Origin of the sequence: Sphingopyxis sp. YF1, from assembly GCF_022701295.1 — a bacterium.
Lineage (GTDB): Bacteria > Pseudomonadota > Alphaproteobacteria > Sphingomonadales > Sphingomonadaceae > Sphingopyxis.
This window is the reverse complement of the sequence record NZ_CP033204.1, coordinates 3,952,022-3,976,701: the sequence shown is the minus strand read 5'-3', so window position 1 is coordinate 3,976,701 and position 24,680 is coordinate 3,952,022. Positions and strand designations below refer to the sequence as shown.

Below are 24,680 nucleotides of genomic sequence, written 5' to 3'. Positions count from 1 at the left end.
CGATGTGACGGGACGCGTCTTGACAAGCGCCCGACCGACAGCGCTAATAGAACAAATCAGGAACATCATGCCCAGCGAGTCGCACCCTTCTATCGCCGGCCTGCGCCGGCGTCTCGCCCGGATCACCGGCGAGACCCAGCCGCGCGCGACAAGCGCGGGGCGGCTCGCGAGCGGACATGCCGGGTTCGACGCCGCGCTCCACGGCGGCTTGGCGACCGGCCGTGTCCATGAATTTTTCGCCGCCGACGCGCTCGACGCGACGAGCGCCGCCGCCTTCGCCGCGCTGCTCGCGCTCCGCCTCCCCGGCCCGGCGCCGCTGGTCTGGCTGCGCACCGCCGACGCGGGACGGCGCGGCGGACATATTTATGCGCCGGGTATCGCCGAACTCGGCGGCGATCCCGACCGGCTGCTACTGATCGAGGCGCCCGACCCCCAATTGCTGCTCGCCTGCGCCAACGACGCGGTCCGCTGCGCGGGTTCGGCGGCAGTCATCGTCGAAAGCTGGGGCAAATTCCCCCTGCTCGACCTGACCGCGGGGCGCCGCCTCGCGCTCGGTGCGCGCGACGCGGGAACGACCCTGCTGCTGCTGCGACTGAATGCGGCGCCTTCCCCCTCGGTCGCCGAAACGCGCTGGAGTGTCGCCGCGGCACCCTCGCGCGCGCTCGAGGCCAATGCCCCCGGCGCTCCCGTCTTCGACCTCGAACTCCTGCGCTGGCGCGGCGGCGCGGCGGGCGGGCGCTGGCAAATGGAATGGCAACATGACGGACAAGTCTTCGGGGACCCGGCGCTATCTGGCGCTGTTCTTCCCGTGGCTGCCCGCCGAGCGATGGCTTCGCTCGGCGCCGCGGCCGCCTGACCCTCCACTCGTCTTCGCCGAAAAGGCACGCGGCGCGCTCCGTCTCGCGAGTGTCGATCCGGCGGCGCAGGCGGCCGGGCTTGCTCCCGGCATGCCGCTCGCCGACGCGCGCGCGCGGGTGCCCGAGCTGCTCGTCGTGGCGCACGATCCGGTCGCCGACGCCGCCTGGCTCGACCGGCTTGCCTTGGGCTGCAACCGCTATACGCCGCTGGTGGCGATCGACGCCCCCGACGGGCTGATCCTCGACATCGCCGGCACCGACCATCTGTTCGGCGGCGAGGCGGGGCTGGTCGCCGATGTCGAAATGCGTCTCGCCCGCCTCGGCATGCACGTCCGCATCGCGCTCGGTCCGACCGCCGACGCGGCGCGCGCGCTCGCGCGCTACCAGACGCGCCCCGCTCCCGACGAGACGCAGGCGGTGCGCCGCCTGCCCGTCGCGGCGCTCGAGCTGGAACCCGAGGCGACGACCGCACTGGTGCGCGCCGGCCTCAAGACGATCGGCGAGCTTGCGAACCGGCCGATGGCGAATATCGCCGCGCGCTTCGGCGCCGATGCTGTCGATGCGCTGCGCCGCATCCTCGGCGACGCGCCGAGCCCGCTCGACCCGCGCATCGCCCCGCCCCCCGTCGCGGCCGAGCGCCGCTTCGCCGAACCGCTCGGCAGCACCGCGCATGCCACGAAGGTGCTGGCCGAACTGGTCGGGGAAGCGATGGAAGAGCTGGGCGAACGCGGCAAGGGCGGGCGCCATTTCCGCGCCACCTTTTTCCGCAGCGATGGCCTGGCACGCAGCATCGCGATCGAAACCGGCCACCCGACGCGCGACACCGCGCTCGTCATGCGCCTCTTCGCCGAACGGATGGACAGCCTCGCCGACCCGCTCGACCCCGGTTTCGGTTTCGACATGATCCGCCTCGCGGTGCCGCGACTCGAAGCGCTCGGCGCGACGCAATTGCGGCTCGAAGGCGGCGCGGTGCGCGATCCCGTCATCGACGAACTCGTCGACCGGATGACGACGCGCCTCGGCCGGAAGCAGGTGAAACGTCTGCTCGCCGCCGACACGCATATTCCCGAACAGGCGCAGCTCGCGCTGCCCGCGATCGACGCCCCGCCGCCCGCACCGTGGCAGACCCCCGAGCCCGGCGAGCCGCCGGCGCGCCCCTTCCATCTCTTCGACCCGCCGCAGCCGATCGAGGTAATCGCCGAGGTCCCCGACGGCCCGCCGCACCAGTTCCGCTGGCGGCGGCAGGCGCATGCGGTGCGCCGCTACGAAGGCCCCGAACGTATCGCCGCCGAATGGTGGCGCCGCCGCGACAACGCCGGGCTGACGCGCGACTATTACCGCGTCGAAGATGCGCAGGGCCGCCGCTACTGGCTGTTCCGCCACGGGCTCTACGACGAAAAACCCGACCCGCGCTGGTATATCCACGGGGTGTTCGCATGAGCACGGAACCATCCCCGAGCGCTCCGCCCGAACTCGCCTTCGCCGAACTGGTCACGGCCACGAACTACAGCTTCCTGCGCGGCGCCTCGCACCCCGCCGACATGGTTGCCGAAGCGATCGCGCTCGGCATGACGGGCCTCGGCATCGCCGACCGCAACAGCGTCGCGGGGGTCGTGCGGGCGCTGACCGGGCTACGCAAGCTGGGTGAGGAAGCCGCCGAAGAGGGGACCGAACTCCCACCGTTCAAGCTCGTCGTCGGGGCGCGGCTGGTGTTCGACGACGGGACGCCCGACATAATTGCTTATCCGGCGACGCGCCATGGCTGGGGCCGCCTGACGCGCATGCTCACCATCGGCAATCGCCGCGCCGAGAAGGGCAATTGCATCCTCAAGTTCAAGGATCTGCTGATCCATTGCGAGGATCTGTTGCTGATCGCGATAGGCTCGGAGCAGGACGAATTCCTGCTGCACCGCCTCGCAAGGGCTGCGCCCGGGGCGCTGTGGCTCGGCACGACGATGCCGCATGGCGGAGCGGACCGCCGCCGCCTTGCCCGGCTCGAAGCGCTCGCCGACCGCGTCGGCATTCCGCTGCTCGCGACCAATGACGCGCTTTACGCAACGCGCGAGCAGCGGGCTTTGCACGATGTCGTCACCTGCATCCGCGAAGGCACAAATCTGAACGATGCCGGCCGCTTGCTGCGCGCCAATGGCGAACGCCATCTGAAATCGCCGAAAGAAATGCACCGCCTGTTCCGCACTTGCCCCGGAGCGGTCGACGAGAGCCTCAAGATACTCGATCGCATCAGCTTTTCGCTCCGCGATCTCGAATATGAATATCCGCACGAGCCGGTACCCGAAGGGTGGGAGCCGCAGAGCTGGCTGGAACATATGGTGATGGAAGCCGCCAACAAGCTGCACTCCGACGGATTGCCGCAGCGATGGCAGGATGTGCTCAAGGAGGAACTGACCCTCATCCGCAAATGCAATTTCGCCTGCTATTTTCTGACCGTCCACGACATCGTCAAATTCGCACGCACACAGAATCCTCCGATCCTGTGTCAGGGGCGCGGGTCGGCGGCCAATTCGCTCGTCTGCTACCTGCTCGAAATCACCTCGATCGACCCGGTCGCGAACAATCTGCTCTTCACGCGCTTCCTGTCCGAAGAGCGGCGCGAGCCGCCCGATATCGACGTCGATTTCGAGCACGAGCGACGCGAGGAGGTGATGCAATATGTCTATCGCCGCTACACAAGACGGCGCGCGGGGATCGCCGCGACGGTGATCCATTATCGCCCGCGTAGCGCGGTGCGCGAGGTCGGCAAGGCGCTGGGGCTCAGCGAGGATGTGACGCAGCGGCTCGCCGACACGACCTGGGGCAGCTGGGGCAGCGAGATGCCGATCGAGCGTTTCGTCGAAGCCGGCCTCGACCCCGAGCAGGACGATATCGCGCGGCTGCAATGGATGGTTTCGCAGCTGCTGACCTTTCCGCGCCACCTGTCGCAGCATGTCGGCGGCTATGTGCTGACCGAGGACCGGCTCGACGAGACCGTGCCGATCCATAATGCCGCGATGGAGGATCGCACCTTCATCGAATGGGACAAGGACGACATCGACGAGCTGGCGCTGATGAAGGTCGATGTGCTCGCACTCGGCATGCTGACCTGTATCCGCAAATGCTTCGACCTGATGCGGCTGCACGATCTGGGCGACCACCATCTCAAATCGCTCCCTGGAGAAGATCCGGTCGTTTACGACATGCTGTGCAAGGGCGACAGCATCGGCGTCTTTCAGGTCGAGAGCCGCGCGCAGATCAACATGCTGCCGAGGCTGCGCCCGCGTGAATTCTATGACCTTGTCATTCAGGTCGCGATCGTCCGGCCGGGGCCGATCGAGGGAGATATGGTCCACCCATATCTGAAACGCAGGAACGGCGAGGAAGCGGTGGATTATCCTTCGCCTGCTCCGCCGCACGATCCCAGGGAACTCTACCACCTGCTGAGCAGGACATGTGGCGTCCCGCTGTTTCAGGAGCAGGCGATGAAGCTCGCCATCGTCGCTGCCGAGTTCACGCCGGACGAGGCCAACGGCCTGCGGCGCGCGATGGCGACCTTCCGCAATGCCGGGACGATCCATCAATATAAGGAAAAGATGATCGGCGGCATGGTCCGCCGCGGTTACGAGCCCGATTTCGCCGCGCGCTGCTTCAAGCAGATCGAGGGCTTCGGGAGCTATGGCTTTCCCGAAAGTCATGCCCAATCGTTCGCCAAGCTGGTGTATGTCTCGTCGTGGCTGAAATGCCATCATCCGGCGGTCTTCGCCTGCGGCATCCTCAATTCGCAGCCGATGGGTTTCTACGCCCCCGCGCAGCTCGTGCGCGACGCGCGCGAACATGGGGTCGAGGTGCGCGAAGTCGATGTCAATTTCAGCGGCTGGGACAACAGCCTCGAACGGCGGGAGGATGGCGCGCTCGCGCTGCGGCTGGGGTTCCGGCAGGTCGACGGGTTTCGCGCGGAATGGGCGGAAAAGCTGGTCGCAGCGCGAAGCCATGACTTCACATCGATCGAGGAGCTCGCGCGCCGGGCCGGCCTGCCCGCGCGCGCGTTGCGCCTGCTCGCCGAGGCCGACGCCTGCCATTCGCTGGGACTCGAACGCCGTCCGGCGCTGTGGGACGCCCGGCGCGTGCGGCAGGGGGTGCTTCCCCTGTTCGGGGCGGCCGGGGCGGACGAACTCGGCGCCGAGGCCGATGCGCAACTGCCGCCGACCCCGCTCGTCGAACAGGTGCTGACCGATTACCAGACGACGCGGCTGTCGCTCAAAGGCCATCCGATGGCTTTCCTGCGCGACCGGCTCGCGCGCGAGGGACTGTCGAGTTGCCTCCAGACCGGCGCCGCGAAAAACGGCGCGCTGGTCCGCACCGCGGGGGTGGTGCTGATCCGCCAGCGCCCCGGCAAGGGCAATGCGATCTTCATCACGCTCGAGGACGAGGGCGGGATCGTCAATGTCTTGCTCTGGGCCCGCCAGTTCGAGCGCTACCGGCGTGCCGTCATGGCGTCACGGCTGATGGAAGTCGCGGGCGAGGTCCAGCGCAGCCGCGAGGGCGTCGTCCACCTGATGGCCAGTCGCATCGTCGACCGCACCGGCCTGCTCGACACGCTCGGCGACGGTCCCGCGCCGCACCCCGACCTTTGCCGCGCCGACGAGATCGCGCATCCGCAGCCGCCGCGCGGCGCGCGCCACGGCCATCCGCGCGACGTGCGCATTCTGCCCCGGTCGCGCGATTTCCATTGAGCCGCGCCGTATCCTTTTCAGCAGGTCAGCGCGGCCTCGAACAGACCGCGGAAGCGATCGGCGCATTCGGCGACCTCGGCCGCGTCGCCCGAAAAGCCGTCGACCATCATGATCGTGCGCAGCACACCCACCCCCGTCAGGATCGCGAGCAGCATGTTCGCGCGCAACTCGCCCTGTTCGCCGCCGATCAGTTCGGTCAGCGGGCCGAGCACGTCGAGCTGGACAAGGTCGCGGATGATCTGCCCCGCCCTGGGCGACGACGCCGAACGCAGCATGATGATGAACATCTCCATCCGCTGTTGCCGGTCGTCGCCCTCGTCCTCGACGACGATCTGGGCCAGAAAGGCAGGCAGGTCGGCGATGTCCTGCGCGTCGCGGAACAGCCGCGGCCGCGTTTCGTCGGCGAGCACTTCACGGAACAGCCCTTCCTTGCCGCCGAAGTACCGGCTGATCAGCGCGACGTCGACCTTTGCGTCGCCCGCGATGTCGCGCAGCCCCACGCCGTCATAGCTTTCGCGCAGGAAACGCTGGTGCGCCGCCGCGAGGATGCTCGCGCGCGTCGCGACAGCGTCACGCTTTTTGATTATGATCTCTCTCTCCATGCGCCGCATTTATCGCGGCTGAGAAATAAATCAACAGCTGTTGACTTGTTTTGTGATGCAGATTAGTCGGCGCGAACCGGCATCGTGCAGCGACTCCCCCCTCCCTGCCGCGCGGTGCCGGACCGCCCTGAAAAGAAAAGATATCGCCCATGACCCTGCGCCGCCCCCTCGCGCTTTCGCTCCTCCTTTCGCTGCTGCTTTCCGCCTGCTCGGGCAGCGACGACGCCCAGGGCGGCCCGCCCGCGCTGCCCGTGACCGCGGCGGCTCCGCTGGTGCGCGAAATCACCGAATGGGATGATTATGTCGGCCGGTTCGAAGCGGTCGACAGCGTCGAGGTGCGCCCGCGCGCCTCAGGCTATCTGCAGCGCGCGCATTTCACCGACGGCCAATATGTCCGCGCCGGGCAGTTGCTGTTCACCATCGACGCCCGCCCGTCGCAGGCCGCGCTCGACCAGGCGCGCGCGCAGCTCGCGCGCGCGTCGGCGACGCTCGCCAACGCCAAAACCGAGCTCGCACGCTCGACGACGCTCGCCGCGTCGCAGGCCGCGAGCCAGGAAGAGGTCGAGCAGCGCCGCGCCGCGGTGCGCACCGGCGAAGCCGATGTCGCCGCCGCCAACGCCGCGATTCGCGCCGCCGCGCTCAACGTCGGCTTCACCCGCGTCGTCGCGCCAATCTCGGGCCGCGTATCGCAGCGTCTCGTCGATCCGGGCAATTCGGTGAGCGCCGACCAGACGGTGCTGACGACGATCGTGTCGACCAGCCCGATCCACTTCAGCTTCCAGGGTTCCGAGGCGAGCCTGCTCGAATATGAACGCCGCGGCGACACGCTGCAGGGTTCGCCGGTGCGCATCAAGCTGCAGGGCGAAGATGACTACAGCCGCACCGGCCGCATCGATTTCGTCGACAATGCGCTGTCGACCGGATCGGGAACGATCGCGGTGCGCGCGGTCGTCCAGAACCCCGACGGCAAGCTGCGCCCCGGCCTGTTCGGCCAGCTCCAGCTCGCCGCCTCGGCGCCGCGCCCGGCGTTCCTGCTCCCAGATACCGCGATCGTCACCGACGGCGCGCGCCGCGTCGTCTATGTGATCGGCCCCAAGGACGTCGTCCAGGCACGCCCGGTGCAGCTCGGCCCCGTGATCGACGGGCTGCGCGTGATCCGCTCGGGCATCACCGCCAAGGACCGCGTGATCGTCGGCGGCCTCCAGCGCGCGATGCCGGGCAAGCCCGCCAAGGTCGAAGCCGGCCGGATCGGCAATGACGGCAAGGTCATCACCTCCAAGGTCGCCCCGGCGGCCAAGGCCCCGGCCGCCGCCGAGGGAGCGAAGAAGTGAATTTCAGCCGCTTCTTCGTCGACCGCCCGATCTTCGCGGCGGTCATCGCGATCTTCATCACGCTGATCGGCGCCTTCGCCTATCCGCAGCTGCCGCTCGCCCAATATCCGGAGATCGCGCCCCCGACGATCAGCATCACCGCGGCCTATCCGGGCGCCTCGTCCGAGACGATCGCCGAGACGGTCGCCTCGACGCTCGAGCAGGAAATCAACGGCGTCGAGAATATGCTCTATCTCCAGAGCAGCTCGACGCAGGGCGCCGCACAGATCACCGTCACCTTTCAGCCGGGCACCGACCTCGATGCCGCGCAGGTGCTGGTTCAGAACCGCGTCGCGCTCGCCGAGCCGCGCCTGCCCGAACAGGTGCGCCAGATCGGCGTGCAGGTGAACAAGCAGGAATCGGGCTTCCTGATGATCGTCGCACTGACGTCGAGCGATCCCGCGGTCGACACCGACTATGTCGGCAACTACGCCAACTCGACGCTGCGCGACCGGCTGCTGCGCCTCGAGGGCGTCGGCGGCGTGCAGATCTTCGGCGGCGGCAATTATTCGATGCGCGTGTGGATCGACCCCGACAAGGCGGCCGCGCGCAACATGACCGCGCCCGAAATCGTCGCGGCGCTGCAAAGCCAGAACGTCCAGGTCGCCGGCGGTTCGGTCGGCGCCCCGCCTTATGGCAAGGGCAACCCGGCGTTCGAACTGCCCGTCGAGGTCCCCGGCCGCCTCGTCACGCCCGAGCAGTTTTCCAATGTCGTCATCAAGACCGACACGCAGAACGGCGCGATCACGCGGCTGAAGGATGTCGCGCGGGTCGAACTCGGCAGCCAGGATTATGGCGTGCGCGGCGTGTTCGACGGCAAGGAAGGCGTCGGCATGGCGGTGATCCAGCAGCCGGGCGCCAACTCGCTCAACGCCGCCAATCTGGTGCTTCAGGAAATCGAGAAGGCCTCGGCCGACTTCCCCCCGGGGCTCGAATATTCGATTCCGTTCAACCCGACCGAATATGTCCAGGCGTCGGTGACCGCGGTGCAGGAAACGCTCGTCGAGGCGATCTTCCTCGTCGTGCTCGTCGTGCTCGTCTTCCTCCAGACTTGGCGCGCCGCGATCATCCCGATCGTCGCGATCCCGGTCGCGCTCGTCGGCACCTTCTTCGTCCAGCTCGCGCTCGGCTATTCGATCAACTCGCTGTCGCTGTTCGCGCTCGTGCTCGCGGTCGGCATCGTCGTCGACGATGCGATCGTCGTCGTCGAAGCGGTCGAAAAGCATATGCGCGAAGGGCTCGGCCCGCGCGAGGCCGCGCACCGGACGATGGGCGAAGTGTCGGGTGCGCTGATCGCGATCAGCCTCGTGCTCGTCGCGGTGTTCGTGCCGACCGCCTTCGTCCCCGGCATTCCCGGCATCTTCTACCAGCAGTTCGCGGTGACCATCGCGGCGGCGACGCTCTTCTCGCTGCTGACGTCGCTGACGCTGTCGCCCGCTATGGCGGCGCTGCTCCTGAAGCCGCACGAAACCGGCCACCGCGAAGAACCGAAAAATCCGCTCCTGCGCTTCGGCCGCCGCGCTGCGGACAAGTTCAACAGCGGTTTCGACAATCTCGCCGACCGTTATGGCCGCACGACCGCGAATCTGGTCCGCAAGACCGGACTGATGCTCGTCATCTATGCGGTGCTGCTCGCCTTCACCGGCTGGCGGCTCACCGACACCCCGACGGGTTTCATTCCCGATCAGGATCAGGGCGTGCTGATCGGCGTCGTCCAGCTGCCGCCGGGCGCGTCGCTCGACCGCACGAGCGACGTCCTGAAGCGCGCGCAGCAGGTCGTGTCGGGCGTCGAGGGCGTCGACAGCATTTCGACCTTCGCGGGCCTCGACGGATCGAGCTTCTCGACCGCGTCGAACGCCGGCACGATGTTCATCCGCCTGACCGACTGGGGCGAACGCGGCAAGGAACGCAGCGCGGTGGCGCTGTCGCAGCAGCTGTCGGGTGCGATGGCGGCGGCACTTCCCGACGCCAATGCCTTTGTCATCGCACCGCCCGCGGTGCCGGGGCTCGGCACCGGCAACGGCTTCACGATGATGCTCCAGGCGACCGGCGGCGGCAGCTATCGCGAGCTCGAACAGGTCACCGGCGCGATGATGGGCGGCGCCCAGCAGGTGCCCGAAGTGACGCAGGTCTTCTCACTGTTCAACACCGGAAGCCCGCGCATCTTCGCCGACGTCGACCGCGACAAGGCGCAGATGCTGGGGGTCGACCCGAGCCAGGTCTATGCCGCGCTCGGCACCTATCTGGCGTCGACCTATGTCAACGACTTCAACTTCCTCGGGCGGACCTTCCGCGTGACGGCGCAGGCCGAACCGACTGCGCGCAGCAAGATTGAGGATGTCGGCCGGCTGCAGGTGCGCTCGACCTCGGGCGAAATGGTGCCCCTCTCGTCGGTCGCGACCTTCCGCGACGACAGCGGACCGACGCGCGTCGTGCGCTACAACATGTTCCCCGCGGTCGAACTGCAGGGCGCGGCAGCATCGGGCGTCTCGTCGGGTGCGGCGCTGACCGCGATGGCAGGGCTGGCCGCCAAGACGCTGCCGGCGGGCTTCTCCTACGAATGGACGGGGCTTGCCTATCAGGAAAAGGCGGCGGGCAGCGGCGCGGTGCTGATCTTCCTGCTCGCGGTGGTCTTCGTCTTCCTCGTGCTCGCGGCGCAATATGAATCGCTGCCGCTGCCGCTCGCGGTGATCCTGATCGTGCCGATGTGCATTCTCGCGGCGATGCTCGGGGTCAATCTGCGCGGGATGGACAACAATATCCTCGTCCAGGTCGGTCTGGTCGTGCTCATCGCGCTCGCCGCGAAGAATGCGATCCTGATCGTCGAGTTCGCCAAGCAGGCCGAGGAACAGGATGGCATGAACGTGCTCGATGCCGCGGTCCATGCCGCGCGGTCGCGCCTGCGCCCGATCCTGATGACCAGCTTCGCCTTCATCTTCGGCGTCCTTCCGCTCGCGGTCGCGAGCGGGCCGGGACAGGAGATGCGGCAGGCGCTCGGGACGTCGGTGACCTTCGGCATGCTCGGGGTGACCATCTTCGGCCTGATCTTCACCCCCGTGTTCTATGTCGTGTGCCGCGGGCTCGGCGACCGGATGAAACGCAAGGGGGCAAACAAGACAGACAATGCGGACGATACGCCGCTGGAGGCGCAATCATGACCCGCAAGCTGAAACCCACCCTCGCGCTCGCCGCCGTCAGCGCCCTCGCGCTGTCAGCGTGCACCGTCGGTCCGCGCTATGTGTCGCCGACCCCCGCGGCGCCGTCGCAGACCCCCTTCCTCGAAGCGGGCAAGTCGCCCGCCTTCACCGGCGACCAGCCGCCGGGGCAATGGTGGAGCCTGTTCGGCGACCCGTTGCTCGACGATCTGGTAAGCCAGGCGCTGGTGGCGAACACCGACCTGCGTGTCGCCGCCGCCAATCTGGCGCAGGCGCGCGCGGTGCTGCGCGAATCGCGCGCCGGGCGGCTGCCGACGACGAGCGTCGGCGCCAGCGGTACCTATGCGCGGCAGCGCAACCCGCTCGGCGCCGGGTCGGTCGAGGGCGAAAGCTATGACGTCGGGCTCGATGTCGGTTACCAGGTCGACCTGTTCGGGCGCGTCGAAAGCGCGATCCGCGCGAGCCGCGCCGACGCCGATGCCGTGCAGGCGGCCTTCGACCTGACGCGGATCACCGTCGCGGCCGAAACGACGCGCGCCTATTCGGACGTCTGTTCGTACAATCGCCAGATCGCGGTCGCCGAAGACACGCTGCGCATCCAGCAGAACACCTTCGACCTGACGCGCCGCCTGTTCGAAGGCGGCCGCGCGACGCGGCTCGAAACCGGTCAGGCGGGCGCGCTGCTCGAACAGACGCGCGCCGCGATTCCGACGCTCACCGCGCAGCGCTCGGCGGCGCTCTATCGCCTCGCGGTGCTCACCGGCAAGCCGCCGGCCGAAGCGCCGCAGGCGGTACTCGCGTGCCAGGCGCCGCCCGAACTCGCACGCCCGATCCCGGTCGGCGACGGCGCGACCCTCCTTGCGCGGCGCCCCGATATCCGCCGCGCCGAGCGCCAGCTCGCCGCCGCGGCGGCGCGCGTCAACGTCGCCACCGCCGACCTGTTCCCGAGCATCCGCCTCGGCGGTTCGATCGGCACGACCGCGCCGTCGGTCTCGGGTCTCGGCTCGTCCGACGGCTTCCGCTTCTCGCTCGGGCCGCTGATCTCGTGGAGCTTCCCCAATATGGAGGTCGCGCGCGCGCGGCTGAAACAGTCCGAAGCCGGCGCCGACGCCGCGCTCGCGACCTTCGACGGCGCGTGGCTGTCGGCGCTCGAGGAAACCGAAGGCGCGCTCGCAGCCTATGCCGGCGAACTCGATCGCCTCGCGGCGCTGCGCCGCGCCGCGGCCGAGGCGGGCGAAGCGGCGCGCATCGCGCGGCTGCGCTATCAGGCGGGGCGCGAGGCTTTTCAGGTCGTGCTCGACGCCGAACGCTCGCTCGCCGCGATCAACGCCAGCATCGCCCAGTCCGAACAGGCGCGCGCGACAAGCCTCGTCTCGCTCTTCCTCGCGCTCGGCGGCGGCTGGCAGGAAACGGCGGTTTAGGCGGGCGACAAGGGCATCGTGTGTTAAATTCGCAGCATCCCCCAATCCGTTTGTGCTGAGCCTGTCGAAGCACTGTTCTTCTTTCTGCGACACCCGCAAGAAAGAACGGCCCTTCGACAGGCTCAGGGTGAACGGGTCATATGGCGCACACAGCGCGCCCAAGCCCCTCCCTGAAGGGGAGGGGTGGCAGGCCTTATCCCGCGATCTTTGCGCGCACGGCTTCGGCCTGGCGCATGATGTTCGCGACCACCTCGGCGCAGGTGGGGATGTCGTGGATTAGCGCCTGGCTCTGCCCGCTGGTCCAGATGCCGCCGTCGACGTCGCCGTCGCGCAGCACATTCTCGCGCCCGCGCACGCCCGCCATCAGATGCTTGACGTCGTCGAAGGTCTTGGTCGGGTCGCGCTGGATTTCGGCGACCTCGACCGACACGGCGTTCTTGGCGACGCGTGCGGTGTTGCGCAACGTCCGGCCGACGAGCACGGTGTCGGTCTCGTTCGCATCGACGATGCGTTGCTTCACATTCTGGTGGATCTTCGCCTCGACCGTCGCGCAGAAGCGCGTGCCCATGTTCACCGCATCGGCGCCGAGCGCGAGCGCGGCGATCAGGCTGCGTCCGTCGGCCATGCCGCCCGACGCGATGATCGGCGTGTCGGGGAGCGCGTCGACCGTCGCGGGCAGCAGCACGACGAGGCCGACATCATCCTCGCCGGGGTGGCCCGCGCATTCGAAACCGTCGATGCTGATGACGTCGACGCCCTTCTTCACCGCCGACACCGAATGGCGGACCGAGGTGCATTTGTGGATGACCTTGACGCCCTCTTCCTTGAAGCGCGGCAGATGGTCGGTCGGCGCGCGGCCCGCGGTCTCGACGATCTTGATCCCGCTGGCGATGATCGCCTCGCGATAATCGTCATAGGGGATCGGGTTGATCGACGGCAGCAGCGTCAGGTTCACGCCGAAAGGCTTGTCGGTCAGCTTGCGCGTCGCCTCGATCTCGTCGAACAGCGCCTGCCCGGTCGGATACATGTGCGCGGTGATGAAACCCAGCGCGCCGGCATTCGCGACCGCAGCGACCAGTTCGCCATAACCCACGCCGGTCATGCCACCCATCACGATGGGGGTCTCGATGCCGAACATCTCGGTGATACGCGTCTTGATCATGTGTCCTCCCATTTTCTGTCGCCAAGCCCTTGGCGCGCCCGCGGGTGGCGATCAAGCCCGATAATGCCGATAGCCACGCGCGCGCGGCTCGGGCAGGATGCAGGCGGTTCGGCACTGACGGAAGGAAGACGATGGTGATGAAACGGCGTATCGGGATGTCGCTCGCCCTGTTCGGCAGCCTGGCCGCACTCTCGGTGGCGACCGCGGCGCACCCCCCCGCCTACGACCTCGTGATCCGCGGCGGCACGCTCTACGACGGGTCGGGCGCGGCGCCGGTCGCGGGCGATGTGGCGATCCGCGGCGACCGCATCGTCGCGGTGGGCAAGGTCGACGGCAAGGGCAGGACCGAAGTGCCGGCGAACGGCATGGCGGTCGCGCCGGGCTTCATCAACATGCTGAGCTGGGCGACCGAATCGCTGATCGCCGACCCGCGCAGCCAGAGCGATATCCGGCAGGGGGTGACGCTCGAGGTGATGGGCGAAGGCTGGTCGATGGGCCCGATGAACCCCGCGATGAAGACGCAGGAAACCGAGCGCCAGGGCGACATCAAATATCCGATCGAATGGACCAGCCTCGGCGACTATCTCGGCTGGCTCGAAAAGCGCGGCATCGCGACCAATGTCGCAAGCTTCGTCGGCGCCGCGACGGTGCGCGTGCACGAGCTCGGCGAAGGCGACGTCGATCCGACCCCCGAACAGCTCGCGAGGATGCAGGCGCTGGTCCGGCAGGCAATGAACGAGGGCGCGCTCGGCGTCGGCAGCTCGCTGATCTACGCCCCCGGCTCCTATGCCGAAACCGACGAACTCGTCGCGCTCACCCGCGAGGCCGCGCAATGCGGCGGCATGTACATCAGCCACATGCGCTCCGAGGGCGACCGGCTCGAGCAGGCGGTCGACGAACTGATCGAGATTTCGCGCCGTTCGGGCGCGCCCGCCGAAATCTATCACCTCAAGATGGCGGGGCGCGACAATTGGGGCAAGCTCGCGCCGGTCGTGGAAAAGGTCGAGGCGGCGCGCGCCGCAGGGCAGCGCATCACCGCCGACATGTACACCTATACCGCGGGCGCGACGGGACTCGACGCGGCGATGCCGACCTGGGTGCAGGCGGGCGGGCTCGAGGCGTGGATCGAACGGCTGAAGGACCCCGCCATCCGCGCGCGCGTCGCCGCCGAGATGAAGGGGCCGGGGAGCGACTGGGAGAATCTCTATCATGGCGCGGGCGCCGACAAGATGATCCTGTCGGGTTTCAAGAACGACGCGCTCAAGCCGCTCACCGGCAAGACGCTCGCCGAGGTTGCGGCGATGCGCGGCAAGAGCCCCGAGGAAACCGCTATGGACCTTGTCGTCGAGGACGGGTCGCGCGTCGGCACCGTCTATTTCCTGATGTCCGAGGACAATGTGCGGCGGCAGGTGCAGCTGCCGTGGATGAGCTTCGGGTCCGACGCCGCATCGCAATCGGCCGAAGGCGTCTTCCTGAAATCGGGCGCACACCCGCGCACCTACGGCAATTTCGCGCGGCTGCTCGGCCGCTATGTCCGCGACGAAAAGCTGATCCCGCTCGAAGAGGCGGTGTACCGGCTGACCACCCTGCCCGCGACGAACCTCGGGATCAAGGAACGCGGCGCGCTGAAACCCGGCTATCACGCCGATGTCGTGATATTCGATCCCGCGGCGATCGCCGACCGCTCGACCTTCGAAAAACCGCACCAATATTCGGTCGGCGTCCGCGACGTTTTCGTCAACGGCGTCGCGGTGCTGAAGGATGGCGAACCCAGCGGCGCAACCCCGGGGCGTGCGGTGCGCGGCGCAGGCTGGCAGCGCTGCCGCTGACCGACACGCGGCGCGCGGTCAGGCCGGCGGCGGGGCGGACAGCGCCTCGGGCGGGTTGAGCGCGTTGATCGCCGCGCGCACCCGCGCCTCCGCCTCTTCGCGCGGCAGGCCCGCGGGGACCGTCTCGCCGACGCGATAGGTGATCGTTCCCGGCCATTTGACCCAGCGGCGCGGCGGATAGGCGATGCCGCTGTCCACCGCGACGGGGACGACATCGACGCCGAGCAGCCGGTACATGCCCGCAAAGCCCGGGCGCAGCGGCGGCGCTTCGCCGTGCGCGACGCGCGTGCCTTCGGCGAACAGCACCAGCGGGCGCCCCGCCGCGAGCGCCCCCTTCGCCGCGCCGAGCATAGCGCGCATCGCCTTGCCCCCGCCGTCGCGGTCGACCGGGATCAGCCCGTAAAAGCGCGCCGCCTGGCCCCAGACGGGGATCGAGAACAGCTCTTCCTTGGCGAACACCGCGGGATGCCGGAACAGCATCGGTTGCTCGACCGTCTCGAACGCCGATTCATGCTTGAAGACATAGAGCACCGGCGCATCGGGCATCGCGCCCTCGACGACGATGCGCTGACCGAGGAGAAAGCGGCAGAACAATCGGTGCGCCTGCGCCCAGATGCGCACGAACCAGATCGTCGCCTTGTGCGAGATCGGCAGCGAGATCACCGCGCCGATCGACGAAAAGCTGCTCATCGCCACGAAGGCGATCCAGAAGAGGATCGAGCGGACCAGCGCGACCGGATATTTCACAGGCCGAGCATCCCGCCCGCCAGCCCCGCGAGATATTTGTGATACTCGCGGAACAGCGTCGCGAAATTGGGCTGGCTGCGTACCGCATCGGGGACGATCTTAACGTCGCTGCCGATCGCGCGGCCGATTTCATATTCGGCACGGCGCATGTGCCAGTCGGTGGTGATCAGCCGCACGCTCTTGTAGTTGCGCCGCGCAACCCAGGTCGCGACCTCGGTCGCGTTCGAACGCGTGTCCTCGGCCTCGAAACCCAGCGCGATGCAGCAGTCGAACAATTGCTGCGGGCGCTTATATTCGGCGGCGAGTTCGCGCGGCTTGACCTCGCGCGCGACGCCGCTGATCAGCAGGCGCTTCGCGGTCCCCACCTCGAGCCGTTCGAGCGCGCGGTCGATGCGCCCGGGACCGCCGGTCAGCACGACGATCGCGTCGGTCTTTTCGTCGCCCGCGGGCAGCGGCAGCAGCAGCGCGAACCAGGCGAAGCCGAGCACCCAGACCAGGAACAGGATGGAAATCAGGCGCTTGATCATAAAATCTTCTTGAGCGCGGCGAGCAGGGTCAACCGCGCGGTCAGGGCTGCGAGCGCGATAGCCAATAGCGGCAGCGCTGCCAAGAGCGCCCAGCCCGCCGGCCCGAGCGAGGCGGTCGCGGCGAGCCCTGCGGTGACCCCCGACCATTGCCAACCGATCAGCAGGATGATCGCGGCGGCGACCGCCGTCCCCAGCGCGATGCCGTAGGCGGTGTCGATCGCGATGCGGCGCTGGAACAGCCGCGTGATCTGGCGGTCGGTGGCACCGATCAGATGGAGCATCTCGATCGTCGCATAATGGGTGCCGAGCGCGGCGCGCGCGGTCATGATCACGATCGCCGCGCTCGCCGCGGTCATCAGCACGACGAGCCCCGCCGCAACCCATGCGAGGCTGCGGATCAGTCGTGCGACCGGACCCAGCCATTCGGCGTGCGGGATGACGCGCGCGCCCGGCGCGACCTCGGCGACCAGCGCACGAAGCTGCGCGAGCTGGCCCGCGCGCTCGCCCCCGACAAAATCGATGTCGACGAGCGCCGGCAGCGGCAGCGAGCGCAGCACCGGATCGTCGCCGCCCGCGCTGCCGAGCCACTGGCCGAGCGTCGCGACCAGTTCCTCCTGCGCGACGCGACGCGTGCCGCGGATATAGGGCGCCGCGGCGGCGCGGCGGGTGAGCGCAGCGGCCTGCTGCGCGCGCACTTCGGGGTTGGCGGTGACGATCTGCACCGTCACCCGGCCGGCGATCGCGTCGCCGATATTGTTCGCCGCGCGCGCCAGCCCGACCCCCGCCCCGGCGGCGAGCAGGGTCAGCATCATCAGGATCGCGATCACCCACGGCGTGGGGCCCGACAGACGGCGGTCGGGCAAAAGACGGCGATGCTGGACGGGAACGCGCGGGATGATCATAGTGGCATCGCGCCCCTAGGCCCGGTTCGCCGGCGGGTAGCGCAGCGCCCCCGTCGGATCGGCGAGCCGGCCCTTTTCGAGCCGCATCATCTGCGCATTGTCGATGCGGCTGATCAGGTGGATGTCGTGCGTCGCGACGATCACCGTGGTGCCGAGGCGGTTGAGCGCCTCGAACAGGCCGAGCAGCCGCATCGCCATTTCGGGATCGACGTTGCCCGTCGGTTCGTCGGCGACGAGCAGCTGCGGACGCGCGATCACGGCGCGCGCGATCGCGACACGCTGCTGCTCGCCGCCCGACAGCGTCGGCGGAAAGGCCTCGGCGCGCTCGTTGAGCCCGATCCAGCTCAGCATCTCTCCCACCGGCCCCGCAAGATCGGACTCGCCGACCCCCGCGATGCGCAGCGGCAGCGCGATATTGTCACGCGCCGACAAATGCGGGATCAGCCGGAAATCCTGGAAGACCACGCCGATGCGGCGGCGAAACCCGGGCAGGCGATGGCGCGGCATGCTGACCAGATCCTCGCCGAACAGCCGCACCAGCCCGCGGCTCGGCCGCTGCGCGAGGTAAAGGAGCCTCAGCAGCGAGGTCTTGCCCGCGCCCGACGCGCCGGTGAGGAAATAGAAGCTGCCGGGCTGGAGATTGAAGCTGACGTCGGACAGGATTTCGGCATCGGGGCCATAGCGCAGCCCGACGCGGTCGAATTCGACCATCGCGCCGCCGGTGCGGCCGGGGGCGGCATCCGTCATGGCGTCACGCCGGAGCGGCGGCCCCGGTTTTTTCGCGTCCATGGTGCAGCACAGGCCCGCATGATGCGCCTCTCGCATGGCTTTCCCGCAAGGACAAGCGCCGAGTAGGCACGTCCCGGCGACGCGGGCCTTGCATGCCGCGAATCGCCGTGTTTAGAGGGGACATGATCCTCGCCTGCCCAGCCTGCCACACGCGCTACGTCGTCCCCGATACGGCGATCGGCGCCAACGGCCGCACCGTGCGTTGCGCCAATTGCCGCCACAGCTGGTTCCAGGAGCCCGCGGCCGGCGCCACCGCCGCGTCCGTGGCGCCGCCGATGGCACCCGCCGCGGCCCCGCCGCCGCCCGCCACGCCCGCCGCTGCGCCCGTCCCGCCCCCCGCTGCGGTCGCAGAACCGCCGACCGCCTCGCCGCCCGTCGCGCCGCCTCCGCGCGCCGATGCCCCGGTCGAAGCGCCGCCGCCCGAGACTCCGCCCCCCGCGGCGTTCGTGGCGCCCGCCGCACCCGAGCCCCGGGTCATGGTGACCGAAAGCGAGGCGCCGCTGCCGCATCGCCGCCCGCGCCGCAATCCCGCGAAGCGCTGGACGCTCGTCGCCGGGGCGGCCGCCGCACTGATGATCGCCGCGACCGGCGCGCTTTACTGGTTTGGGCTGCCCGGCTGGGCGCAGGGGCTGGGGCTTCCCGGGCTCGCCGACGAACCCGATCTCGTGATCGAGCTGCCGCCGAACCAGGACCATCGCGAACTCGCCGACGGCACCATCTATTTCGCCGCCTCGGGAGTGATCATCAACCCGACCGACCGCGAACAGCGCGTCCCGCCGATCCTCGCCGAACTGCGCGATGCGCAGGGAACGATCGTCTACAGCTGGACGATCAAGCCGCCGGTGCGAACGCTGCCGCCGAACGAAAAGGTCAATTTCAGCGAGGCCAAGCTGGACATTCCGCGCCGCGCCGAACAGCTGACGGTCAGCTGGGCGCTGCCGAAGAACTAAATCTGTCCTCCGCGGCCAGATTAAACCCGACCCGACCCGTGGCGTCACGCCGTCACAGGCTGAGCGCGGCCGCCAGCGACAAAAGGAAGCTCGTCAGCGTCGCGACGACGATCGGGGCGAAGCTGCGCCACCCCTGATCGAGCAGCAGGTGCAGCCGCGCCTTCATCGCGGTGGCGACGATCGCGAGCAGCAGCAGCGCCTGCGCGCCGTTCGCCGCGGCATCGGTGAGCGGCCGGGGGATCGCGACGAGCGAATTCACCCCCGCGACCGCAAGAAAGCCGAGAATGAACCACGGCAGGCGCAGCGGGATTCGCGCCTTGGTTCCTTCGGCTTCGCCGCTCCGCGCGAGCCACAGCCCGACGAGCATCAGCATCGGCGCGAGCAGCGCGACGCGCGCGAGCTTGACGATCGTCGCGACCTCGCCCGCGGGCGCCGAGAAGGAAAAGCCGCCGCCGATCGCCTGCGCGACGTCGTGGATCGACGCGCCGATCAGGAAACCCGCCTGCGCATCGCTGAGCCCCAGCTGCGCCGCGAGCACCGGATAGAGCGTCATCGCCAGCGCGCTCGCGACGGTTATGCCGACGAGGGTCAGCGTGAAGCGCGCCTGGTCGACGCGCTTGTCGCCGATCAGCGAATAGAGCGCGAGCGCCGCCGACGCGCCGCAGATCGCGGTCGCGCCGCCCGCGAGCAGCGCGGCGTGGCGGTCCTGCCGGAACAGTCGCGCGCTCGCGACGGTCACGACGATCACCGCGAGCATGATCAGTACCAGCAGCGCAAAGGGCCACGGGCCGAGTTCGGCCAGCTGCACCGCGGTGATTCGCGCGCCGACGAGCACGATGCCGATGCGCAGCGCGGTCTGCGACATCAGGTCGAGCCCGGCGTGGGTGCGCTTGTCCTGCGACAGGAAGCTCAACGACAGACCGATGAGCAGCCCCATCAGCACGATCGGCGCGGCGTAATGATCGGCGAGCCAGGCGGCGGCGAGCGCGGCGATGGCAGTAACGAAAGCGCCGGGCAGATAGTCGCGCCAGCGGTGGCGCGCCGGCGGATGCGCCTCGAGCTGCATCTCGCCGTAAAGGTCGGCGGCCATCGGCCAGCGCTCTGCGTCGAATGTCCGGCCCCGGTCCATGGCTCCGCTTTGCACATCCGCAGGCGGGCGTCGATAGGCCATTGTGGGCGCGCCGCTCCCTTGCTAGAGGCGCGCTTCTACCGGCACCCGTAGCTCAGCTGGATAGAGCGCTGCCCTCCGAAGGCAGAGGTCAAGCCTCAAAATCAGGCTTCCCATTCCAAATAGATGGTTGATTTTATTCGGAATTTTCGCGGTGTTTCAGCGAACCAATCTGGTGAAATCGCTTCACGTAAGCATGACGTAAGCATACTGCGTAGTATCATAGAGTACGAAGGGCCACCGCAGAGTGGCGCGGTCGCGAACCGAGCAGTCGGACCATCCTGCATCGAATCCGTTGACCGATGACCGTTTGACCGGCTAGGCAGCGCCGCGAAGCACCCGTAGCTCAGCTGGATAGAGTGTCGCCCTCCGAAGGCGAAGGTCACAGGTTCGAATCCTGTCGGGTGCGCCAATATTCGCAGCGTGGTGCGCGCCTTCATATCGTGGACGACATTTGGTGGCTGGATTCGTCCTGGCCCCCACAGGTTGTGGTGGACAGCGACTCCCAATTGTGATTCACACCGTTGAGGCGGGTTTGGGGGAAGCGAGCATGGGTGTTTCGGCGCTGCAAGTTCGGGAAATGGATCCGGATTTGGACGACAATTACCAGGAGCGGGTGAACGCTTGGCTCGTGAGCTGCTTCGGCGACGAGGCGGCCTACGATAGGCTCGATCGTACCCATCGATTTCTGGAAGAAGCACTTGAGCTTGCGCAAGCTGGCGGGTGCACGCGCGATGATGCCATCGCGCTTTTGAATTATGTTTTCACGCGGCCAGTCGGTGATGTCGCTCACGAAACAGGCGGTGTCATGGTCACGCTTGCTGGTATGGCGCATGCTCACAATGTCGACATGAACGCCGCCGGTGAAGCCGAACTGGACCGCAATCATCGCAGAACATCCGCAATTCGCGAGAAGCGGAGCCGCAAGCCGCCAAACTCGCCGCTACCCCAGTGACAACTGGAAGCGACCGCAGTGGCGCCACTGAAACCTCGGTTCTGCGGATAACGTCCTGTGATTGTGCTGTCGTTCGACACCCCAGAATTGAGGGATGGATGCACCAAGCTGCAGAATATGCAGGCGTGGATCGGACCCGTGGAAGCCCAATCCCTCGTTCAGATGATCGCGGACATTGAAGCGTTTCAGAATGCAGCTGAGATGATTGCTTTTCTTGGAGCCAACGTGGACGGGCAGGGTTGTATAGTGATAGATTTCAGCCGGAAGCATCGCGCGATATTGCGGCCCACACTTCCCGATGCGCCGCTCGACGCCGACGGGAGGCCTGTTTGGGCCCAAATTCGCCGCTTGATGTTGACCCAAATAGTGGAGCTCTGACGATGGAGAACACCACTTCACACGCCGATTGGTTTTCCTGCCCGGGAGACAGCCTTGTTGCCGCCATGCAGCGCCGCGGTGTAGCCGCGTCGGATCTGGCCGGCCGATTGTCAGGAGGAATGGCTCAGCTGCGTGGATTAGTGTCGGGGCTTGAGCCAATCGATCCTGAATCCGCGGCTGTAATTGGCCTCACGGTTGGCGGCTCGATTGAATTCTGGCTCAAGCGCCAAGAGAATTACGAGCTTGCTCTGGAGCGCGCGGTCGCGTCCGTCCCGCCGGAAGAGGCAACCGTGTGGCTTAGTGCAATTCCGGCGCCGGGACCGGCGGCTCGTGGCAAGTTGAACGACGATAGGCGCAACGAGGAGCTTCGGCGCAGGCTTGCATTCTTCGCCGTCGGAACACTTGGCGCTTGGCAAGGCCGGTATGGAGCCGAAAATCGGCAGGCAAGGTTTCGGACCTCGCTGACATTTTCCTCCCACGAAGGCCCGACCTCGTTGTGGCTGCGGGAGGCTGAACTTGAAGCTACCATTGCTGACACGGCCGTATGGAACCCAGAAGCGCTTGAAGCCCGTTTGAGGGAGATCAAGAAGCTTTCGTTCATCCGCCGGCCAGGCCGGTTCCTGCCACTCCTGAAAAAGCTCCTCGCGGAAGCGGGGGTCGCACTCGTGATAAAGCGTACGCCGCAAGGTTGCAGGGCTAGCGGTGCAAGCAGGATGATAACGCCTGAAAGGGCGATGATATTGTTAAGTTTCCGATACAGGTCAGACGAGCAGTTCTGGTTCACTTTATTTCATGAAATCGGTCATCTCCTGCTGCACGGCGCGCGGGCGTTCGTTGACGAAGACGAGATGCCTGACGACGCCTGTGAAGATGAGGCCAATGCGTTCGCCGCCTCGCTTGTCGTTCCCCCTCACATGGAGCGCGACTTCGAGAGTTTGCCGGCTCGGCATAAGGACATTACGCGGTTTGCTATTCTCGCGGATGTGGCACCGGGCCTTGTGCGCGGCCAAATGGAACACCGTGGACGAATTCCGCCGTTCCGATTGACGTTCTTACGAAGAAACTGGACTTGGGCAGAGATCGACGAGGCGATCGCTAGCCTTTGAAATGCTCAAACTGCCGCGGCTTTTTCTGCCAGTTGCAGAGTGAATCCTCCAAGATCTCCATGCCGACGTTCAGATGCTGGTCGAGCTGATTGAGTCTCGCCTGGATATCAGCGGTGGACACATTCGCTTTTCGATCATTAAAAAACAGCAGCTTCGCTCCATTTGTTGGACCCGTCGCCCCATCGAGATATGCCGAGCCGGCCTCGGCCGGGATCAATCCATATCTGGCCAGCATTGCGACCCAGTCGAAGCGTCCAAGGCGGCCGAACCCCTTAACTGGGATTGCCCGGTAGAACGCATCAAAAATAACATGGGGGTCATTGCCGGCCGCTTGCACCAGCCCGGCGAAGTGAGGCACATGACCGCCGCTCGCGGACACCCAACCGATATATGTCGCGAATGAACCGCCGATTGGACGGTTTGCATCAGGCCGCATGCTTTCATACTTTCTGTGGTTGCCGAATTTTCCGCGAATTTTTCGCCAGTTCGCTGTGAGCCAGGCCGTGAGCGCGGCCGGGTTTCCGCTCACTGTCGCCCAATCCCATTTACCTTGGCCGAGCTTACCGTACACGTCCTTGAGGCGCGTCCATCCGCTGACTTCAGGCTTAGCAAAAAACACCATGAGGAATATCAGCCACGCCGCCTCGTCGATTTGACCGGACTGAATCAGATAGACGACGCCAGCTTCGGCTTCGAAAGCCGGATCATTGGGATCCGCTCGCCGCGCCGATATCGCTCCGCGCTTTTGAAGGATCTCGAAATATTCCTCGCGCCGGATGCTCGCAATAATTTGTCGGCTCAGTACGTAGCGTTCAACCGGTGTAGGCATGCCCGGGAGGGGCGCAACGTTCTGTTCGAAGGCGACGAGCGCTTGCTCGATCTGTTGGCGCCGCGCTTCCTTTTTCGGCCACTTCATTCGCTCATTCCTTGATTTTTCGCTGCGGCTCGTTCGAGTTTTGCCGACTGCTTATCGCGCCGGTCATCGATATAGGTTTGGAACAGGGGGTCCGTCAGCCCGGATCGGATCGCGTCAATCTTGTCCGGGTGGTCGGCGAAGCGGGCCTGCACAAGGCGTAGGAGATCGGCCCAATAGGGTGGGAGGAGGGACATGAGCTCCGTCGGATCGCCGCTTCCCGTCCGGATCTGCTGCTCGGCCTCAAGAATTTTATCCACCAACGCGAACGGGTCGCCGGCAGGCATCGGAGGCATTTCAACCAGCCGGTGATGACCTTCTTGCGTGTAGCGCGATGCGTTTTCTTCATGCTCTTCGTACAGATGGAAGCTGCCGACCATCTGGATGTATTCACCGAGCCCAACCCCTAGACGATTAGCAATCATCTCCTGCAGCATCGTAAAACAGAACACGTCGTGTGGAAGCCCGAGATACGCATCATTCGAGCGCAATGATGCCATCAGATGAAGCTTTTCGTCCCTGATGAAGAACTGCAGCGTAGTTGTGCAGGGAACCTCTGCGTCGATCTTCAGGTCCTTCGCCGCATAGAGCTGCAAGACGGCGCGCCGGGTGTGGGGCTTTCTTTCGAGTAGATCAATTACGGCCTCAATCTGATCGAGACCATAGGTCGAGAAGAGGCGCGGCCCATAGGCACCGTTGATCCGACCATCCGGTCCGATCTCTTTCTTGTAGTTCGGAATATATGCGGTGATGAAATCGATGTCGTCAGATTTGGTCAGATACCAGAGAAACTCTCCCAGCGCGCTGAAAGGAAGCCCCCGATCATTTGATCGGCTTAGCCGAGCCCGCGGGTGACCGATCCGAATAGAAACGCCGATGAGTTCCCGGTGATCGCCGCGTGAGCCTTCATTGGGAACTCCCAAACTTTGCAACTTCTTATAGGCCTCGATAAGTATGTCATCGAGGCTATCGCCGATTATCTCCATTTGCCCTCCCCAGAGCTATATTTTCCGCTCTTAGATCGGTGTCCAGGACACTTCTCAATGGCAAAAGCGACATTTGATCCGATCTGAACTTAGATGAGGCTTCCCCCTTTTGTAGATGCTTATCGCAATTGCACTC

Annotated in this window: 20 protein-coding genes and 1 tRNA gene; 12 read left to right on the top strand and 9 right to left on the bottom strand. The window is 66.6% G+C overall.

Annotated features, from left to right (window positions below; translation table 11 throughout):
- Positions 1 to 67: 67 nt before the first annotated feature.
- Genes EAO27_RS19170 through EAO27_RS19160 form a run of 3 tightly spaced genes read left to right on the top strand, consistent with a single transcriptional unit; the run spans position 68 to position 5,584 of the window.
- A complete protein-coding gene (locus tag EAO27_RS19170; RefSeq protein WP_242773745.1) occupies positions 68 to 856 on the top strand; it encodes a hypothetical protein in 789 nt (262 codons plus the stop codon).
- The gene (locus EAO27_RS19165; protein ID WP_242773737.1) at positions 759 to 2,297 is read left to right on the top strand and encodes a DNA polymerase Y family protein; all 1,539 of its coding nucleotides are present in this window, start codon (positions 759 to 761) and stop codon (positions 2,295 to 2,297) included. Before EAO27_RS19170 ends, EAO27_RS19165 begins: the two co-directional genes overlap by 98 nt.
- A complete protein-coding gene (locus EAO27_RS19160; protein ID WP_242773735.1) occupies positions 2,294 to 5,584 on the top strand; it encodes an error-prone DNA polymerase in 3,291 nt (1,096 codons plus the stop codon). Before EAO27_RS19165 ends, EAO27_RS19160 begins: the two co-directional genes overlap by 4 nt.
- A gap of 17 nt (positions 5,585 to 5,601) precedes the next feature.
- Here EAO27_RS19160 and EAO27_RS19155 read toward each other — a convergent pair whose 3' ends face one another.
- Positions 5,602 to 6,186 carry a TetR family transcriptional regulator gene (locus tag EAO27_RS19155; RefSeq protein ID WP_242773732.1) on the bottom strand — a complete coding sequence of 195 codons (585 nt, stop codon included), beginning with the start codon at positions 6,184 to 6,186 and terminating at the stop codon, positions 5,602 to 5,604.
- A gap of 149 nt (positions 6,187 to 6,335) precedes the next feature.
- Between EAO27_RS19155 and EAO27_RS19150 the strand changes: the two genes are divergently transcribed.
- From EAO27_RS19150 to EAO27_RS19140, 3 genes are read left to right on the top strand one after another with little or no spacing between them, the layout of a single operon-like run.
- A complete protein-coding gene (locus EAO27_RS19150; protein ID WP_242773729.1) occupies positions 6,336 to 7,517 on the top strand; it encodes an efflux RND transporter periplasmic adaptor subunit in 1,182 nt (393 codons plus the stop codon).
- Complete coding sequence (locus tag EAO27_RS19145; RefSeq protein ID WP_242773726.1) at positions 7,514 to 10,714, top strand: multidrug efflux RND transporter permease subunit; 3,201 nt, start codon at positions 7,514 to 7,516, stop codon at positions 10,712 to 10,714. The genes EAO27_RS19150 and EAO27_RS19145 overlap by 4 nt, the downstream gene beginning before the upstream one ends.
- On the top strand, positions 10,711 to 12,132 hold the full coding sequence (locus tag EAO27_RS19140; protein ID WP_242773723.1) for a TolC family protein: 1,422 nt from the start codon (positions 10,711 to 10,713) through the stop codon (positions 12,130 to 12,132). Before EAO27_RS19145 ends, EAO27_RS19140 begins: the two co-directional genes overlap by 4 nt.
- Positions 12,133 to 12,325: 193 nt before the next feature.
- Here the strand turns inward: EAO27_RS19140 and EAO27_RS19135 are convergent, their stop codons facing one another.
- Positions 12,326 to 13,294 carry a nitronate monooxygenase family protein gene (locus EAO27_RS19135; RefSeq protein WP_278190106.1) on the bottom strand — a complete coding sequence of 323 codons (969 nt, stop codon included), beginning with the start codon at positions 13,292 to 13,294 and terminating at the stop codon, positions 12,326 to 12,328.
- A 137-nt stretch (positions 13,295 to 13,431) separates the two neighbouring features.
- On the opposite strand from EAO27_RS19135, the gene EAO27_RS19130 reads away from it, so the two are divergent.
- Entirely contained in the window at positions 13,432 to 15,123 is a 1,692-nt protein-coding gene (locus EAO27_RS19130; protein ID WP_242773716.1) for a D-aminoacylase, read from the top strand.
- An 18-nt stretch (positions 15,124 to 15,141) separates the two neighbouring features.
- Here the strand turns inward: EAO27_RS19130 and EAO27_RS19125 are convergent, their stop codons facing one another.
- Genes EAO27_RS19125 through ftsE form a run of 4 tightly spaced genes read right to left on the bottom strand, consistent with a single transcriptional unit; the run spans position 15,142 to position 18,046 of the window.
- Positions 15,142 to 15,870, bottom strand: coding sequence for a lysophospholipid acyltransferase family protein (locus EAO27_RS19125; RefSeq protein ID WP_242773713.1), 729 nt, complete (start codon positions 15,868 to 15,870; stop codon positions 15,142 to 15,144).
- A complete protein-coding gene (locus tag EAO27_RS19120; protein WP_242773710.1) occupies positions 15,867 to 16,397 on the bottom strand; it encodes a YdcF family protein in 531 nt (176 codons plus the stop codon). Before EAO27_RS19120 ends, EAO27_RS19125 begins: the two co-directional genes overlap by 4 nt.
- Complete coding sequence (locus EAO27_RS19115; protein WP_242773708.1) at positions 16,394 to 17,260, bottom strand: cell division protein; 867 nt, start codon at positions 17,258 to 17,260, stop codon at positions 16,394 to 16,396. Before EAO27_RS19115 ends, EAO27_RS19120 begins: the two co-directional genes overlap by 4 nt.
- A gap of 54 nt (positions 17,261 to 17,314) precedes the next feature.
- Entirely contained in the window at positions 17,315 to 18,046 is a 732-nt protein-coding gene (gene ftsE, locus EAO27_RS19110; RefSeq protein ID WP_242773705.1) for a cell division ATP-binding protein FtsE, read from the bottom strand.
- Between the two features lie 164 nt (positions 18,047 to 18,210).
- Here ftsE and EAO27_RS19105 point away from each other — a divergent pair, with 164 nt between their 5' ends.
- The gene (locus EAO27_RS19105) at positions 18,211 to 19,038 is read left to right on the top strand and encodes a zinc-ribbon domain-containing protein (protein WP_242773702.1); all 828 of its coding nucleotides are present in this window, start codon (positions 18,211 to 18,213) and stop codon (positions 19,036 to 19,038) included.
- Positions 19,039 to 19,090: 52 nt separating this feature from the next.
- Here the strand turns inward: EAO27_RS19105 and EAO27_RS19100 are convergent, their stop codons facing one another.
- Entirely contained in the window at positions 19,091 to 20,167 is a 1,077-nt protein-coding gene (locus tag EAO27_RS19100; protein ID WP_242773700.1) for a putative sulfate exporter family transporter, read from the bottom strand.
- A gap of 374 nt (positions 20,168 to 20,541) precedes the next feature.
- On the opposite strand from EAO27_RS19100, the gene EAO27_RS19095 reads away from it, so the two are divergent.
- The 4 genes from EAO27_RS19095 to EAO27_RS19080 all read left to right on the top strand — a co-directional run bounded on the left by EAO27_RS19095 (position 20,542) and on the right by EAO27_RS19080 (position 22,645).
- Positions 20,542 to 20,618 (top strand) — tRNA-Arg (locus tag EAO27_RS19095).
- Between the two features lie 138 nt (positions 20,619 to 20,756).
- Complete coding sequence (locus EAO27_RS19090) at positions 20,757 to 21,161, top strand: hypothetical protein (protein WP_242773697.1); 405 nt, start codon at positions 20,757 to 20,759, stop codon at positions 21,159 to 21,161.
- 63 nt (positions 21,162 to 21,224) lie between these two features.
- Positions 21,225 to 21,539: a hypothetical protein gene (locus tag EAO27_RS19085; protein ID WP_242773694.1), complete on the top strand. Its 315-nt coding sequence runs from the start codon at positions 21,225 to 21,227 to the stop codon at positions 21,537 to 21,539.
- 2 nt (positions 21,540 to 21,541) lie between these two features.
- Complete coding sequence (locus tag EAO27_RS19080) at positions 21,542 to 22,645, top strand: ImmA/IrrE family metallo-endopeptidase (RefSeq protein ID WP_242773692.1); 1,104 nt, start codon at positions 21,542 to 21,544, stop codon at positions 22,643 to 22,645.
- Here the strand turns inward: EAO27_RS19080 and EAO27_RS19075 are convergent.
- Positions 22,635 to 23,561, bottom strand: a complete 927-nt coding sequence (locus EAO27_RS19075; protein ID WP_242773690.1) for a hypothetical protein — start codon at positions 23,559 to 23,561, stop codon at positions 22,635 to 22,637. The genes EAO27_RS19080 and EAO27_RS19075 overlap by 11 nt on opposite strands.
- The gene (locus EAO27_RS19070) at positions 23,558 to 24,544 is read right to left on the bottom strand and encodes a thymidylate synthase (protein ID WP_242773688.1); all 987 of its coding nucleotides are present in this window, start codon (positions 24,542 to 24,544) and stop codon (positions 23,558 to 23,560) included. The genes EAO27_RS19075 and EAO27_RS19070 overlap by 4 nt, the downstream gene beginning before the upstream one ends.
- Positions 24,545 to 24,680: the final 136 nt, after the last annotated feature.